Annotated in this window: 11 protein-coding genes and 1 pseudogene; 6 read left to right on the top strand and 6 right to left on the bottom strand. The window is 63.7% G+C overall.

The features are described 5' to 3' along the window. Window positions 1-55: 55 nt before the first annotated feature. Entirely contained in the window at window positions 56-2,308 is a 2,253-nt protein-coding gene (parC, locus tag AC0L2B_RS21460; protein ID WP_473746741.1) for a DNA topoisomerase IV subunit A, read from the bottom strand. 251 nt (window positions 2,309-2,559) lie between these two features. Here parC and AC0L2B_RS21455 point away from each other — a divergent pair, with 251 nt between their 5' ends. After that, the gene (locus tag AC0L2B_RS21455; protein WP_473746740.1) at window positions 2,560-3,750 is read left to right on the top strand and encodes a hypothetical protein; all 1,191 of its coding nucleotides are present in this window, start codon (window positions 2,560-2,562) and stop codon (window positions 3,748-3,750) included. Between the two features lie 233 nt (window positions 3,751-3,983). Here the strand turns inward: AC0L2B_RS21455 and aspS are convergent, their stop codons facing one another. After that, on the bottom strand, window positions 3,984-5,774 hold the full coding sequence (gene aspS / locus AC0L2B_RS21450) for an aspartate--tRNA ligase (RefSeq protein WP_167366367.1): 1,791 nt from the start codon (window positions 5,772-5,774) through the stop codon (window positions 3,984-3,986). Window positions 5,775-6,031: 257 nt separating this feature from the next. On the opposite strand from aspS, the gene AC0L2B_RS21445 reads away from it, so the two are divergent. The 3 genes from AC0L2B_RS21445 (at window position 6,032) to rnd (ending at window position 9,190) form a co-directional block, all read left to right on the top strand. Then, on the top strand, window positions 6,032-6,535 hold the full coding sequence (locus tag AC0L2B_RS21445) for a DUF3280 domain-containing protein (RefSeq protein WP_473746739.1): 504 nt from the start codon (window positions 6,032-6,034) through the stop codon (window positions 6,533-6,535). A 161-nt stretch (window positions 6,536-6,696) separates the two neighbouring features. Further along, the gene (locus AC0L2B_RS21440) at window positions 6,697-7,941 is read left to right on the top strand and encodes an MFS transporter (RefSeq protein WP_473746738.1); all 1,245 of its coding nucleotides are present in this window, start codon (window positions 6,697-6,699) and stop codon (window positions 7,939-7,941) included. Window positions 7,942-8,038: 97 nt separating this feature from the next. Next, on the top strand, window positions 8,039-9,190 hold the full coding sequence (gene rnd, locus AC0L2B_RS21435) for a ribonuclease D (RefSeq protein ID WP_473746737.1): 1,152 nt from the start codon (window positions 8,039-8,041) through the stop codon (window positions 9,188-9,190). Between the two features lie 39 nt (window positions 9,191-9,229). Here the strand turns inward: rnd and AC0L2B_RS21430 are convergent. Continuing rightward, window positions 9,230-9,752 (bottom strand): annotated as a pseudogene (locus tag AC0L2B_RS21430) (hypothetical protein). Between the two features lie 25 nt (window positions 9,753-9,777). Next, window positions 9,778-11,280, bottom strand: coding sequence for an IMP dehydrogenase (guaB, locus tag AC0L2B_RS21425; RefSeq protein ID WP_091591620.1), 1,503 nt, complete (start codon window positions 11,278-11,280; stop codon window positions 9,778-9,780). A 378-nt stretch (window positions 11,281-11,658) separates the two neighbouring features. On the opposite strand from guaB, the gene AC0L2B_RS21420 reads away from it, so the two are divergent. Continuing rightward, complete coding sequence (locus AC0L2B_RS21420) at window positions 11,659-13,080, top strand: MFS transporter (RefSeq protein WP_473746736.1); 1,422 nt, start codon at window positions 11,659-11,661, stop codon at window positions 13,078-13,080. Window positions 13,081-13,301: 221 nt separating this feature from the next. On the opposite strand, the gene AC0L2B_RS21415 is transcribed toward AC0L2B_RS21420, so the two are convergent. Both AC0L2B_RS21415 and AC0L2B_RS21410 read right to left on the bottom strand, forming a co-directional pair. Then, window positions 13,302-13,997, bottom strand: coding sequence for an RlmE family RNA methyltransferase (locus AC0L2B_RS21415; RefSeq protein WP_236389620.1), 696 nt, complete (start codon window positions 13,995-13,997; stop codon window positions 13,302-13,304). A 58-nt stretch (window positions 13,998-14,055) separates the two neighbouring features. Beyond that, window positions 14,056-15,426, bottom strand: coding sequence for a Ppx/GppA phosphatase family protein (locus tag AC0L2B_RS21410; RefSeq protein ID WP_473746735.1), 1,371 nt, complete (start codon window positions 15,424-15,426; stop codon window positions 14,056-14,058). Window positions 15,427-15,776: 350 nt separating this feature from the next. On the opposite strand from AC0L2B_RS21410, the gene AC0L2B_RS21405 reads away from it, so the two are divergent. Next, window positions 15,777-16,709 (top strand): lysylphosphatidylglycerol synthase domain-containing protein, encoded by a 933-nt coding sequence (locus AC0L2B_RS21405; protein WP_473746734.1) that lies wholly within the window; start codon window positions 15,777-15,779, stop codon window positions 16,707-16,709. The last annotated feature ends 76 nt before the right edge of the window (window positions 16,710-16,785 follow it).

Raw genomic sequence — 16,785 nt, 5'->3', positions numbered from 1 at the left:
GCGCAGGGACCCCCTCTGGCCTGCCGGCCATCTCCCCCTCAAGGGGGGAGATTACCTACCCGAATTTCCCCGTCCTCGGGAATCCCTTCGGCACCATGCGTCCAGCCGAGGCTCGGGCGCCGATCCATTCGACCAGCTCTTCACGTGATTTGATGAAGGTGCGGTCGGCAGAATCCTGCCAGGATAGACCGCTTGCGAGCGTGAAGGTCTTGAGGTCGAGGACGCCGCCATCCTTGTATTTCTGCAGGCGAACGCCCTTGCCGCGCCCCATCTCGGGGATTTCGGCGAGCGGGAAGACCAGCATCTTGCGGTTCTCGCCGACGATGGCGAGATGGTCGCCGGCGACCGGCATGCAGCGCTGGGCCTCGTCGGGCGCCTTGACGTTCATCACCTGCTTGCCCTTGCGGGTGTTGGCGACGACTTCCTCTTCCGGCACGATGAAGCCGTTACCGTCGTGCGACACCAGCAGCAGCTTGCGCTTGGGATCATGGACAAAGGCAGTGACGATATCCTGGTCGTTGTCCATGTCGACGATGATGCGGATCGGTTCGCCATGGCCGCGCCCGCCCGGCAGCCGGTCGGCGCCGATCGTGTAGAACTTGCCGCCGGTGGTGAAGACCAGCACCTTGTCGGTGGTCTGGGCGTGAAAGGCGAGCTTGAGGCTGTCGCCCTCCTTGAAGGTCAGCAACGAATGATCGGTCAGGTGACCTTTCATCGCCCTGAGCCAGCCCTTTTCCGAAACGACCACGGTGACCGGCTCGCGCTCGATCATGGCATGGGCTATGTCGGTCAGGTCATGTTCGGGGGCGTCGGCGAACTGGGTGCGGCGCTTGCCGAGCGCGGTTTCCGGTCCGAATTTCTCGCGGATGCTGGAGACTTCCCACTTGATCGTCGCCCACTGCCTGGCATCGGACGCAAGCAGCGCCTCGATCTGCTTCTTCTCGGTGGTGAGACCGTCGAATTCCTTGCGGATCTCGAATTCCTCGAGCTTGCGCAGGGCACGCAGCCGCATGTTGAGGACGGCTTCGGCCTGGTTGTCGGTGAGCGACCAGCGAGCCATCATCACTTGCTTGGGCTCGTCCTCCTCGCGGATGATCCTGATCACCTCGTCGATGTTGAGATAGGCGATCAGATAGCCGGCGAGGATCTCCAGCCGCCTTTCGATCTCGCCGAGGCGATGCCTGGAGCGGCGGATCAGCACCTCGCGGCGGTGCTCCAGCCATTCCTTGAGTACGCCTTTCAGCGACAGCACGTTGGGTATCTTGCCGCGCGACAGGACGTTCATGTTGAGCGGAAAGCGGCTTTCGAGCTCGGTCAGCTTGAATAGCGATTCCATCAGGATGCCGGGATCGACCGAACGGCTCTTCGGCACCAGCACGACGCGGACGTCTTCGGCACTCTCGTCGCGGATGTCCTCGAGCAGCGGCAATTTGCGCGCCATCAGCAGCTCGGCGATCTTTTCGATCAGCCGCGCCTTCTGGACGCTATAGGGGATTTCGGTGACGACGATGCTCCAGGTGCCCCTGCCCTGGTCCTCCTGGCTCCATTTCGCCCTGACGCGGAAACCACCGCGACCGGTCTCATAGGCTTCGAGGATCGAAGCGCGGCTGTCGACGATGATGCCGCCGGTCGGGAAATCCGGGCCTTGGACGAAATCCATCAACGCCGTCACCGGCGCATCGGGTTGCTCGATCAGGTGCAGGGCGGCGTCGCAGAGCTCGGCGGCATTGTGCGGCGGGATCGAGGTCGCCATACCGACGGCGATGCCGGACGAGCCGTTGGCGAGCAGGTTGGGGAAGGCGCCGGGCAGCACGACCGGCTCCTCGTCCTCCTCATTGTAAGTCGGCCGGTAGTCGACCGCATTCTCGGTGATGCCGGAAAGCAGCTCGGTCGCCACGTCGGTCATGCGCGCTTCGGTGTAGCGCATGGCGGCAGCGTTATCGCCATCGATATTGCCGAAATTGCCCTGGCCGTCGACCAGGGGATAGCGCATCGAAAAATCCTGCGCCAGCCGCACAAGCGCGTCGTAGATCGACTGGTCGCCATGCGGATGGAACTTGCCCATCACCTCGCCGACGATGCGGGCGCATTTGGCGAAGCCCTGGTCGGGGTTGAGCCTGAGCAACCGCATGGCATGCATGATGCGGCGATGGACCGGCTTCAGCCCGTCGCGCACATCCGGCAGCGCCCGGTGCATGATGGTCGACAGCGCATAGGCGAGATAGCGCTCTTCCAGCGCTTTCTTCAGATCGACCGGCTCGATGTTGTCGCCACCGCCATCGCCAGGCGGCAAAAGCCTTTTTCCCATAGGTTGGGACTAGCCGAGCGGGTGATTCGCGGCAAGAGGCGCCTGAATGGGGCAGCCTCTTGCGCAATGCGAACTGGATGCCAGCAACATCACTCGGTTACATCCCGCTTCTATGGCAATGGATCGGATTTGCCTTTCGCCGTGGTTTTCGACCATTGTGCGGCGGAACGCCTTTTTCCCGTCCAGTTCGTCACGGAAGGGTGACGGCGCAACAAATTGAAAAATCTTCAGCACACTCTCAGGGAACCGCGATGACGATCAGACGCTCGACACTCAACAAACTCGCTTTTTCGACCTTGCTGCTGACGCTGCCGCTGAATGCGGCCCTCGCGCAAGATGCGGCGGTCGCCGACCGGCTGAAGGCGGCTCTCGCCGCGCAGGGCGTCGACATCTCCTGGACCGGGGTGACGGGCGATGCCTCCAGCATGGTGCTGCAGGGCGTGGCCCTCAAACCGGCGGCCGAAAAGGAAGCGCTCAAGATCGGCGACATCAAGCTCGAAGGCGTGACCGAAGCCAATGGCGGTTATGAAATCGAAACCGTCTCGACTTCGGCATTCCAGCACAGCGAAAACGGCGTCACGCTCGACCTCAGCCCCTTCATCATCCACGACATGACGGTTCCGGCCGACGGCGCCACAGGCCCGCTCGGTTCAATGATGATGTATGAATCGGCCGAGCTCGACAACATGACGGTCAAGGTCGCCGACAAGACCGCCTTCTCGATGGACGGGCTCGCCATCGAAATCACCCCGCCAGCCGACGGCAAGGCGATGGCGTTTTCCGGCACCACGGAAAAGTTCAATGCCGACCTGACGCTGGTCGAGGACCCGAAATCCAAGGAGGTGATCAACGCGCTTGGTTACCAGAACATCACCGGAAACCTTGCGATGGAGGGCACCTGGCAGCCTGCGGACGGCAAGATGGAGCTGTCGAAGTACGACATCTCCGTCGACAATGCCGGAACGCTCGGCATGACCTTCGGTTTCGGCGGCTACACGCTTGACGTCATCAAGTCGCTGCAGGAGATGCAGAAGAAGATGGCGGCGCAGCCCGAAGGCGCCGACAATTCGGCGCAAGGCATGGCCATGCTTGGCGTCTTGCAGCAGCTTTCGTTCAACAGCGCTTCGATCCGCTTCGACGACGATTCGCTGACCAACAAGGTGCTGGACTATGTCGGCAAGCAGCAAGGCATGTCCGGCAAGGACATCGCCAACCAGGCCAAGGCGGTCGTGCCTTTCGGCATGGCGCAGCTCAACAATCCGGAATTGACGGCGCAGGTGTCGGCTGCGGTCGGCAAATATCTCGACGATCCGCAGAGCATTGAGATCCTGGCCGAGCCACCGGCAGCGGTGCCGTTCGCGCTGATCATGGCAGGCGCCATGTCCAACCCGGCGGACCTGACGAGGACGCTTGGCGTGACGGTCAAGGCGAACGAAGACTGATTGGGGCGGGGCGTCAGCGCCGCCCCTCATCCGCCTGCCGGCACCTTCTCCCCGTATAGTGACGGGGAGAAGGGAGACGCCCGCGACGTTGGCGCCCATCTTGCAACGCTGGCAGTTGGCGAAATCATTCGTGACAGTGTCTTTCTCCCCGTCACCATACGGGGAGAAATGCCCTGCAAGGCAATGAGGGGCAGCGCAAAACGACAGCGTTTAGAGTCGGTTGCGGGAGGTTTTTAACCCTCTTTCTTGGTCACTGCGACGCGCAGCGACAATTCGCGAAGCTGCTGCGGGCTGGCTTCCGACGGCGCGCTCATCAACAGATCATAGGCCTGCTGGTTCATCGGGAACATCGTCACTTCACGAAGGTTCCTGGCACCGACCAGCAGCATGACGACGCGGTCGATGCCGGCCGCCATGCCGCCATGCGGCGGTGCGCCGTACTGGAAGGCGCGGTAGAGGCCGCCGAAGCGCTCCTCGACCGTCTCGCGGTTGAGCCCGACAGTCTCGAATGCCTTGACCATGGTTTCCGGCAGATGGTTGCGGATGCCTCCGCTAGCGATCTCGAAACCATTGCAGACCATGTCATACTGGAACGCTTTGATGCCGAGCAAATCCTCGCCGTTGAGCGCATCGATGCCGCCCTGCGGCATCGAGAACGGGTTGTGCGCGAAATCGATCTTTTTCTCATCCTCGTTCCATTCGAAGAAGGGAAAGTCGACGATCCAGCACAGTTCGAAACGGTCGCGATCGACCAGGTTCAGCTCCTCGCCGGCGCGGGTGCGTGCCGCGCCCGCGAACGAGACGAACTTTTTCGGGTCGCCGGCGACGAAGAAGGCGGCGTCGCCATCGGCAAGCCCGAGTTGGAGGCGGATTGCCTCGGTGCGCTCCTCGCCGATGTTCTTGGCGAGCGGACCGGCGCCTTCGAGCTTCTCGCCCTCCTTGCGCCAGAAGATATAGCCGAGGCCCGGCTGGCCCTCGCCTTGCGCCCAGGAATTCATGCGGTCGCAGAAAGCGCGGGAACCACCGGTCCTGGCCGGAATGGCCCAGACCTCGGCCTTCGGGTCGTTTGCAAGGATGTTGGCGAACACCTTGAAGCCGGACTCGCGGAAATGTTCGGAGACTGCCTGCATCTCGATCGGGTTGCGCAGGTCCGGCTTGTCAGTGCCGTATTTGCGCATGGCGACGTCATAGGCGATGCGCGGAAACTCCTGCGTCACCGGCTTGCCGGCGGCAAAGGTCTCGAACACGCCCCGCATCACCGGCTCCATTGTCGCCAGAACGTCGTCCTGCTCGACGAAGCTCATCTCCAGGTCGAGCTGGTAGAATTCACCCGGCAGCCGGTCGGCGCGCGGGTCCTCGTCGCGGAAGCAAGGCGCTATCTGGAAGTAACGGTCGAAGCCCGACACCATGATCAATTGCTTGTATATTTGCGGCGCCTGCGGCAGCGCGTAGAAGGTGCCGGGATGGATACGTGACGGCACCAGGAAATCACGCGCCCCTTCGGGCGACGAAGCGGTCAGGATCGGCGTCGAGAATTCGGTGAAGCCGACCTCGCCCATGCGCTTGCGCATCTCGGCGATGATCTTCGTGCGCGCCACGATGTTCTTGTGCAGCGTGTCGCGGCGCAAATCGAGGAAGCGGTATTTGAGACGGATGTCCTCGGGATAGTCCGGCTCGCCGAACACCGGCAGCGGCAGTTCCTTGGCCGCCGACAGCACTTCGATCTCGCGCGCGAAAACCTCGATTTCGCCGGTCGGCAAATTGGCGTTCGCGGTCTCGGCCAGACGGGCCTTGACCTCGCCGTCGACGCGGACGACCCATTCGCCGCGCACCGTCTCGGCAATCCTGAAAGCCGGCGAATCCGGGTCGGCGACGATCTGCGTCAGGCCATAGTGGTCGCGCAAATCGATGAACAGCAGGCCGCCATGATCGCGTACGCGATGCACCCAGCCCGAAAGGCGAACGGAAGAGCCGACGTCGCTTTTCCTCAACTGGGCACAGGTATGGCTGCGGTAACGATGCATTGTCATGGGTCAGTCCGGATGTCTGATTGCGGCCAAGGCATGATGGCCCGGCCCGAAAATTTGCGCGAAAAGCACATGAGAGGCCGCCTTTGTCAAGGCAGGCGTCGCCCGGGCAGCATCTTGATTCGAACTTCCGCATTCGTCCGTGGCTGTGTGAAAACTCCGCACCACAGTCAAAGTGTAGAATTTCCTCCGCCTGATCGTGATCAGCGTGGCCGAGCCGTGTACAATGGCGTCACATTGGCGGGAGGACTACCATGCGCATTCGCACATTGACTGTCCTGGTGATGCTGCTTGTCGGCACCTGCGCATTTGCACACGCACAGACAAAGCCGATGTCCATCGAGGTGTTTCCTTTCGAATTGGAAGACAAGAGCGCTGGCGCAGGCATAATTCCGCCGGATGAACATGATAGGCGCTATCTGTCCGAGTCGGCACAGATGGCGAAGGACATGCTCTCCCAGTCAGGGCGCTTTACAGTGATTGATGTGCCAGCCGGGGATGAGCAGGCGGTGGCGCCGCACGGATTGCGCAATTGCGGCGGCTGTGAAAGCAAGATCGCCAAAGAGCACGGCGCGTCTTTTGCCTTGCTGGGCGTCGTAACGCGCGTCAGCCGAACAGAGCATACGATGTTCATTCGCATCCTCGACGCTGATACCGGGCAACCTGTTTCGCAGGGTTTTACCGATCTGCGGATGGGTGCGAATTACGCGTGGCCCCGCTCCGTCAAATGGCTGATGACAAACAGAATTCTTCGGTAGGGCGGCAAGCCACCCGAGTGCGCCATCGGCAGCGCGAAGGATTCCCAGCTAAAATCAAACTGATACGTTGATAGCCGGCGCTGGCCTGCTAACCGCCGGCAATTGCCGCTGGCATTGGCGTGGGCGATGGTTCAAGAAGGATCAACGACAGGCCCTCCTTCATGTCCTCCATGCGCCCGCTGATCCCGCTCCTTATTGCCGCCGGCATCCTGCTCGGCGGCAACGGCCTGCAGAGCACCTTGATCGCATTGCGCGGGGCGCAGGAGGGGTTTTCGGCCTCGACCATCGGCCTGATGGGAACGTTCTATTTCGCCGGCTTCCTGCTCGGCTGCCTCGCCGTCACCCACATCATGAAGGCCGTCGGCCATGTCCGCGCGTTTTCCGCGCTGGCGGCGATCGCTTCGGCCGGGACATTGCTTTTGGTGCTGGTCGTCGACCCGGTCATGTGGTGCGCGTTGCGTCTCGCCGGCGGCTTCTGCTTCGCCGGCCTGTTCACCATCATGGAAGCCTGGCTCAATTCCGGGGCCGCCAACAAGGACCGCGCGCGGGTGCTGGCCATCTACCGGATGGTCGACATCGGTTCGGTCACCGGCGCACAGTTCCTGATCCCGATCGTCGGCGCCGGCGGTTTCGCCATCTTCGCCGTCATGTCGATCATGATCACGCTCTCGCTGGTGCCGGTGTCGCTCGGCGATCGCTCCAACCCGACCCCGCCCGAAGACGTCAAGCTCGACCTGGCGCGCGTCTGGCGGATCTCGCCGCTCGGCTGCTTCGGCTGCATTGCCGTCGGCGTCACCAACAGCGCTTTTCGCACCTTGTCGCCGGTCTATGCCGAACAGATCGGCATGTCGGTCACCGACGTCGTCACCTTCGTCAGCGTCGGCATATTCGGCGGCGCCATCATCCAGTATCCGCTCGGCTATCTGTCCGACCGCTGGGACCGGCGTTCGGTGCTGCTGATAACGACGTGCTGCGCGCTGCTGGCGTCGCTGGCGCTGGTGTTCTGGGCGCGCAGCGATCCGTCCCTCAACTTCGTGATCGTCTTCATCTTCGGCTGCTTCGCCATGCCGCTCTATTCGCTGTCGGCGGCGCACTCCAACGACCGCGCCGACAAGGGCGAGTTCGTGCTGATCAACGCGGCGCTGATGCTGTTCTATTCCTTCGGCGCCATTGGCGGGCCGTTCGCCGCCTCGACGGCGATGCAGCATTTCGGGCCAAGCGCGCTGTTCGTGTTCACCGCCACCGTCTACGCCATCTTCGTCGTGGTCATCCTGTACCGGATGCAGGTGCGATCGGGCGTGCCGGCCGGCCATCGCAGCCGTTTCATCGGCCTTTTGCGCACATCGACGGTGTTCGCCCGGCTGGCCAAGCGCAACGATGATTCCGACGGGCCCGCCAGGCAATGATGACGGCCCGCCAGGTCTTGAAACCCGGACAGCGGCTTGACGAAAGCCCGCGCGGCTGAAATTGAAGGAGACCGTACACTTTGCCAAAAGCGATTTGATGCACGTCATCACTACCCAAAAAGAACTCGAGACCGCTCTCGCCGCGTTCGAAAAGTCGGATTTCGTCACCGTCGACACCGAATTCATTCGCGAGACGACCTTTTGGCCGATTCTCTGCCTGATCCAGATGGCAGCACCCGGGGTGACAGCGCTGATCGATCCGCTGTCACCCGATATCGACCTGAAGCCGTTCTTCAGGCTGATGGCCAACGAGGCGATCGTCAAGGTCTTCCATGCGGCACGCCAGGACATCGAAATCATCGTTCATCTCGGCGATCTGGTGCCGCATCCGGTGTTCGACACCCAGGTGGCAGCGATGGTTTGCGGCTTCGGCGACAGCGTCTCCTATGACCAACTCGTCCAGAAGGTCACCGGCGCCCGGCTCGACAAGTCCTCACGTTTCACCGACTGGCGCCACCGGCCGCTTTCCGAAAAACAGCTCGACTACGCGCTTGCCGACGTCACCCATCTGATCGAGGTCTACCAGCACCTCAGCGCCGAGTTGGTGCGGGAAAACCGCGCCCACTGGCTGAACGAGGAGATGGACGTGCTGACCGCCCGCGAAACCTACGATCCGCATCCGGAGGACGCCTGGAAGCGGCTGAAGATGCGGCTGCGCAAGCCGCAGGAGCTGGCGATCGTGCAAGCGGTGGCGGCGTGGCGCGAGCGTGAGGCGCGCGAACGCGACGTGCCGCGCGGCCGGGTGCTCAAGGACGACGCCATCTACGAGGTGGCGCAGCAGGCGCCGCGCGATGCGGCAGCACTCGGCAAGCTGCGCACCACGCCGAAAGGCTGGGAACGCTCGGCGACGGCAACGGCGCTGCTTGGCGCGGTCAACGGCGCGCTTGCCTTGCCCAGGGAAGAGATGCCGAAGCTGCCGAAGAGTTTTCAGCCGCCCGAAGGCTCCAATGCCGCCGCTGAATTGCTGAAAGTGCTGTTGCGGATCGTCGCCGAAAAGGAGGGCGTCGCTTCGAAGGTGCTGGCCTCAAGCGACGACATCGACCGCATCGCCGCCGAGGGCGAGGACGCCGACGTGCCGGCCTTGCAAGGCTGGCGACGCGCCGTGTTCGGCGAGGCGGCGCTCAAACTGGTGCGCGGCGAGCTCGCCATCAAGTTCGACAAGCGCAAGATCGCGCTGTTCGATTTGTAGCATTCGCCAGACTTTCTCCCCTTGTGGGAGAAGGGGCAGTCAGCGCTGTTTCTGAGCGGCCAGGTGGAAAACCGCGATGACGATCACCGGTATCGCCAGAAGCGCGAATTTGATGACGATCAGCGCCGAGGCGAAGGACAGCGAGTCCGGATTGGAGCATGCGGGCCACCGCGATGTTCTGCGCATAATCGGCAAGCGTGTAGGGCAGCACCAGGACGAGCGCGAACAGCGACTGGAACTGGGCGGACAGAGCCCGGAAGTTCTTCAGCCGTCGCCCGGCGGCAAGGATCAGGCTGACCAATGTCAGCGACAGCAGCGCCGGGAACAGCAGGTCGAAGGTCAGGTAGTGCCAGACCAGGATGATCTCGCTGCCGCGCCGGCCGAGCGCCGTCAGCCAGGCCATGCCCTCGTCCGGGGTGAACCCGGCAAAGCGCAAATCGAGTGACGGCAGGCCGCCGCTCAGCTGGCGGAAATAGAGGAACTCCATCGCCGTCATGGCGACGAAAACCGCCACGCAGACAAAGCAAAGCGCGGCAGCGTGGCGCGACAGCCGCAGCATCATTGCCGCAAGGCTTCGTGCGAACTGGTTAGGCTCCGCCGGGGTAATTCGGGCTTTCGCGGGTGATCGTGACGTCATGGGCGTGGCTTTCACGAAGTCCGGCGTTGGATATGCGTACAAAGGTGGCGCGGTCGCGGAAATCGGCAAGGTCGCGCCCGCCGACATAACCCATAGCGGCTTTCAGGCCGCCGGCAAGCTGGTGCAGCACGCCGGACACAGGTCCTTTGTAAGGCACCTGCCCTTCGATGCCTTCCGGCACCAGTTTCAGCGTGTCGCGAACCTCGGCCTGGAAATAGCGGTCGGCGGAGCCACGCGCCATGGCGCCGACCGAGCCCATCCCGCGATAGGCTTTGAACGAGCGGCCCTGGTGCAGATAGACTTCGCCCGGGCTCTCGTCGGTGCCGGCCAGCAGCGACCCGATCATGGCGGCACTGGCGCCGGCGGCGAGCGCCTTGGCGAGATCGCCGGAATATTTTATGCCGCCATCGGCGATGACCGAGACGCCCGATTTCTGCGCCGTCTCGACCGCCGACATGATTGCCGAAAGCTGCGGCATGCCGACGCCGGCGACAATGCGGGTGGTGCAGATGGAACCCGGCCCGATGCCGACCTTGACGGCATCGGCGCCGGCATCGATCAGCGCCAGCGTGCCTTCCGATGTGGCGACGTTACCGGCCAGGATGCGGACCGAATTGGACAGTTTCTTGGCCCGCGTCACCGCATCGAGCACGCGTTGCGAGTGACCATGCGCGGTGTCGATCACCAAAAGGTCGACGCCGGCATCGATGAGCCGCTCGGCGCGCTCAAAACCGTCATCGCCGACGCTGGTGGCGGCCGCCGCGCGCAGGCGCCCCTGCACGTCCTTGGTGGCGTGCGGGTTGAGCTGCGACTTCTCGATGTCCTTGACGGTGATCAATCCGACGCAATTGCCGCCGCTATCGACCACGACCAGCTTCTCGATGCGGTGCTGGTGCAGGAGCCGCTTGGCCTCGTCCTGATCGACGTTCTCCTTGACCGTGATCAGGTTCTCACGGGTCATCAGCTCGTAGACTTTCTGGCCCGGGTCGGAGGCGAAGCGCACGTCGCGGTTGGTCAGGATGCCGACCAGCCGGCCGACCGTGTGCCCGCCAGCGCCGCCATTCTCGACCACCGGAATGCCCGAGATGCTGTAGGTGCGCATCAGCCCCAGGGCGTCGGCGAGCGTCGCATCGGGGCCAATGGTGACGGGGTTCACCACCATGCCGGATTCGAATTTCTTGACTTGCCGCACCTGCTCGGCCTGCTCGGCCGGCGAGAAATTGCGGTGGATGACGCCGATGCCGCCGGCCTGGGCCATGGCGATGGCGAGACGCGCCTCGGTGACGGTATCCATGGCGGCGGACAGGATCGGCACGTTGAGGTCGATGTCGCCGGCAATGCGGGTGCGGATATCGGTTTCGCCGGGCATGACCTCGGAATGACCCGGCTGCAGCAGCACGTCGTCAAAAGTCAGCGCCAATGCGCCCGTGGACGTTTCGATAATCTTTGCCATGGCCAGCCCTCGGAATGCATGAAAAGCGCTGGACCGGGTGGACAGCGCCGACTCGTCTTCTTCCCTTTCAGGATTGGCGCTGGCTCGTAACACGTCCCGTCGCCGTTGAAAAGCCGATTGCTTGTGCACGACAGCGCTGCAAACTCAGCTTAATGCCTTTCGCGGTGACGGATGGCGACCGGCATTCACCGCTGGTGATTGGCGAAAGCCGAAGCGGCCGCCTCGCCGACGGCGCTGCTCCGGAGTTTTGTTGGGCATGCCCGGTGCCAGGTCGCACAAATGTGACAGCAAGTTAAGGCGACATCCAACGCAACCCGTGGTAACCGCCCTGCCTGTCGGCTTGCCCCGGTCGGCAACAATCGAATCCGGACGCGCTCCATGAACCGCAACATTCCGCTTATCCTGGCGGTCGCCCTTTTCATGGAAAACATGGATTCGACCGTTATCGCAACGTCGCTGCCGGCGATCGCCGTCGACCTCCAGACCAGCCCGGTGGCGCTCAAGCTGGCGCTGACCGCCTATCTGGTATCGCTGGCGGTGTTCATTCCGATCAGCGGCTGGATGGCCGACCATTTTGGCGCCAAGACCGTGTTTCGCGCCGCGATTGCCGTGTTCATCGTCGGATCGGTCGCTTGCGCGGTGTCGAATTCGCTGCCGGCCTTCGTCGTCTCGCGCTTCCTGCAAGGCATTGGCGGCGCCATGATGACGCCGGTGGGACGGCTTGTGCTGGTGCGCGCCACGCCGAAGAGCGAACTCGTCGCCGCGATGTCGTGGCTGACCGTTCCGGCATTGCTCGGGCCGCTCGTCGGGCCGCCGGTCGGCGGTTTCATCACCACCTATTTCAGCTGGCACTGGATCTTCCTGATCAATGTGCCGATCGGGCTGATCGGCATCTGGCTGGCCACCCGCTTCCTGCCGGAGACCGAAGCGGCGCCGACGCCGCCGCTCGATTTCATCGGCTTAGTGCTGAGCGGCCTGGCGGCATCGGGCATCGTTTTCGGCCTGTCGGTGGTCAGCCTGCCGGCATTGCCGCCGATTGCCGGCTTCCTCACCGTGGCTGTCGGGCTGGTTTCAGCCGTGCTTTACCTCCTGCATGCGCGCCGCTCCAAAAATCCGCTGCTGGCGCTCGAACTGTTCCGCAACCAGGTGTTCCGCGCCTCGGTCCTCGGCGGCGGGCTGTTCCGCATCGGCATCGGCGCCGTACCCTTCCTTTTGCCGCTGATGTTCCAGATCGGCTTCGGGCTGACGCCGTTCCAGTCGGGAATGATCACCTTCGTGGCGGCGATCGGCGCCATCGGCATGAAATTCGTCACCGCGCTGATCTTCCGGGTCGCCGGCTTCCGCCGGGTGCTGATCTTCGGCTCGCTGATCGCGGCGGCGTCGATTGCCATCAACGGCCTGCTGACGCCCGAGACGCCCTATCTGATGATCCTCGCCATCTTGCTCGCCGGCGGCTTCATCCGCTCGATGTTCTTCACCGGCATCAACGCGCTTGCCTATGCCGAGATTTCGACCGCCGACACCAGCAGGGCAACGCCGATCGCCGCAGTGTTCCAGCAACTGTCGATCGCGCTCGGCGTGGCGCTGGCCGGCGGCATTCTGGAAGTGTCGACGACAATCCATGGCGGGGCGCTGACGCTGAGCGACTTCCACATCGCGTTCTTCATTGTCGCGGCGGTGTCGGCCGCCGCATCGCTGTCGTTCATGCGGCTGGCACCCGATGCCGGCAACGCCGTATCGGGACATGGCGGGCTGACGGCGCCCAAGACGCTGGGGGTGTCTGGTCCGCAGGGCGGTTGAGGAGTGGCGTCCTCCAGCGCTGGCGGGACAGCACCCCCCTCTGGCCTGCCGGCCATCTCCCCCTCAAGGAGGGAGATTGGCAGCTTCGCCGCTCCGCGTACTCTTGCACCGTTGAAGGTTTGCGAAGACCGCGATGACGTCCGATCTCCCCCCTTGAGGGGGAGATGTCCGGCAGGACAGAGGGGGGTGCTGTCCCGCCAGCGTTAAAAAGCTAAGGCAGCTTAACCCTTGAAATCTTTCGCCAGCAGATAAAGCTCCACCGACTCATCGCGCGAGGCCGGCGGTTTGACGTGGTGGACCGAGCGGAAATTCTGCTTGAGCCTGGCGAGCAATTCGTTCTCGGCGCCGCCCTGGAAAGTCTTGGCGAGGAAATGGCCGCCCGGCTTCAGCACCGACAGGGCGAAATCGGCGGCCACCTCGCACAGATACATGGTGCGGATGTGATCGGTCCGGCGATGGCCGGTGGTGGGTGCGGCCATGTCGGACAAAACGATGTCCGGCTGGCCGCCAAGCGTTTCAGCGAGCTTTTCCGGCGCCTGCGGGTCGAGAAAATCCATCAACAGCACCGGCGCGCCGGGCACCGCGTCCATCTCCAGATAGTCGATGCCGACGACATGCGGGTGTTCGGCCGTCGATTTCGTGCGCGCGGCGGCGACCTGGCACCAGCCGCCGGGTGCCGCGCCAAGGTCGATGACTTTCATGCCGGGCTTGAGCAGATGGTGCTTGTCGTCGATCTCGATCAGCTTGTAGGCCGCGCGCGAGCGGTAGCCGTCGGCCTTGGAGCGCTGGACATAGGGATCGTTGATGTGGCGCTGCAGCCAGCGGCGCGACGATTCCTTCAGGCCGCTTTTCTTCTTGATCCGCGTCTTCAGCACGCGAATGCCGGCAGAGCCTGGTTTTTCCGGTTTCCTGGTCATTGCCTGATTTCTTGTTTGAGCATGATCTTTTCCGAAAACCGGTTGCCACTTTTCGGGATCATGCTCTGCCCCGCCCATTGTTGCGCCAGACACCGTCGTCGGCCATCAATTCGCTCAATATGCCCTCGCGCAGGCCGCGGTCGGCGACGCGCAGCCGCTCCGACGGCCACACCGCGCGGATCGCTTCCAGAATGGCGCAGCCGGCCAGCACCAGATCGGCGCGATCGGCGCCGATGCAAGGATTGGCGACGCGCTGCTGAAAATCCCAGCCGACCAGTTTTTCGACCATGCGGTCGACGCTGTCGCGGTCCATCCACAGCCCGTCGACGCGGCGGCGGTCGTAGCGGTCCAGGTCGAGGTGGACGCCGGCCAGCGTCGTCACCGTGCCCGAGGTGCCGAGCAAGTGGAATTTCGGGCTGGCGAACACATGGCTCAGCCGGTCGCGCCCGTCGAAGGCGTGCAGGCGCACAGCCACATCCTCGACCATGGCGGCAAAGATCTCACGGGTGACGGCGCGGCCGCCGAAGCGCTCGGCCAGCGAGACGACGCCGACCGGCAGCGACGTCCAGGAGACGATGTGGTTGGCGAGCCTCGGCGAGCGGTGGCCGGTGAGATCGATCAGCGCGATTTCCGAGGAGCCGCCGCCGATGTCGAACAGGACGACGCCTTGCGTGTCGCGGTCGATCAGCGAGCCGCAGCCCGACACCGCCAGCCGCGCCTCGGTCTGGCGGTCGATGATCTCGAGTTTCAACCCCGCCTCGCGCTCGACGCGGTCGAGGAACTCGGCGCCGTTGGCGGCCGTGCGGCAGGCTTCGGTGGCGATCAGCCGGGCCTTCCTGATCTTGCGGTTGCGCAATTTGTCACCGCAGATCTTCAGCGCCTCGACCGCACGGTCCATCGCCGGCTGCCCGAGCCGGCCACTGGCGGTGAGGCCCTCGCCCAGCCTGACGATGCGCGAGAAAGCGTCGATGACGCGGAACTGGCCGTGGCGCGTCGGCACCGCCACCAGCAGCCGGCAATTGTTGGTGCCGAGATCGAGTGCCGCAAACACCGGCAGTTCCTGCAGCGGCGGGCGGCGAGCAGCCGGCTCCGGCCGGCCTGGCGCAACCAAAGGCAAGGGCGCGACGATCGCCGCGGGCGGGCGGCTGGCTGGAGCGCTGACAGCAGCCGCCACTCCGGCCGCAGCGAGGCGAGCGTCGTCGCGCGCGAAAACCTTGCGGCCGCGCCGGCGTTTGCGCCGCTTCCTGGTCTTGGCCTTCTGGCCATTCTGATGCTGGGACGCGTCGCCTGCCTGTCCGTGACCGGACCAAGGCTGCACCGGGCGGCCATTGTGCCGGCCGGCGGATGGGCTTGCCTGGCCCGAAGGCGGCGGCGAAGCCCTGGACACGCCCACTTCCGGCGCGCCGGCGCCGGTGTCGTGGTCTTCCACTTCAGTTCCTTCCGGCGCCGCGCGAACCGGAGACCGGACGCAGCAGGCGCTTTCATGTGTTCCAAGTTGCCACCAGACTAGCAGCGCCGGGCCGGATCACCAAGAGCGCAGGGGTCGAATTTTGTCGCTGGCATTGTCTCGCCGCTCCGCTCGTCCCGATGATGGCGGGACAGAGGGGGGCGCGAAGGATCGCCAGCCTTTCCTTCTCCCGCAGCAGCGCCTTGCCGGTTGAATAGCCGGCTTCGATAAGGCATTTCTGAAATGGCGGGTATGAAACATTCGAAATCGCGGGCAGTTTTCCTGACGCGAACCGAAAGGGCAACGGGGCTGCAACGCATGATCGTCACGCCATGAACTGGAGGCGTTATTTCTGGCCGGTCGTCGGCGTTGCGGCGGTCGTCTTCTCGCTATGGCTGCTGCTGCACGAACTGCGCGGCATCTCGCTCGACGACGTCTGGGATGGCATCGTCGCCATCCCTGCCCGCGGCTGGGTGCTGGCCGCGTTGAGCTCGGTCATCGCCTATGCGTCGCTGGCCGGCTACGATCACATCGCGCTCCTGCATATCGGCAAGAAAGTGTCGTGGCTGTTCGTCACCCTGTGCTCCTTCACCACCTACGCGCTGTCGCACAATATCGGCGGCTCGGTATTTTCAGGCGCGGTGATCCGCTACCGCGCTTACGGAACCAGGGGGCTGACCGGACAGGACGTCGGCATTTTGGTGGCGATCTGCTGGATTACTTTCGTGCTGTCGACGATCCTCGTCTCCGGCCTCGTGCTGGTCTTCGAGCCTAAAATCATCGACCGGTTCTCCGGCATACCGCACCATGGCCTGACCATGGCCGCGGGCGGCGCAATGCTGCTCGTGGTGGCGGCCTATGTCTTCGGCAGCTGGCTGCATCTCAGGCCATTGAAGATCGGAAGCTTCCAGGTCCATTATCCGGCGCTGCCGATTGTCGCGCGGCAATTGCTGATCGGCCCGATCGAGCTCCTGGCGGCGGCGGCGATCATCTTCTTCGCCCTGCCCGAAGCTGGCAATCCCGGATACTTCGTCGTGCTCGGCGTCTTCCTGGTGTCGTTCTCGGTCGCCCAGATCTCGCATGCGCCGGGCGGGCTCGGCGTGTTCGAGGTCGTCTTCCTGGCCGGCCTGTCGCATATGGACCCGGTCGGTGTGCTGGCAGCACTGCTGGTGTTCCGGCTGTTCTACCTGATCATCCCGCTGGTGATGGCGCTCGGCGTCGTGCTGTATTTCGAGCACTCGCAGCTCGGGCGGAGGGAGAATTGAGGGGCGGCTTTGAACCACGCCCTTATGAAACGTGGTGATTGAAGAGCTGCGCAGGCTTGACTATTTTCCGGCGGCG

The sequence above is a fragment of the Mesorhizobium sp. WSM4815 genome, from assembly GCF_055811575.1.
This window is presented reverse-complemented; position numbering and strand designations above follow the sequence as displayed.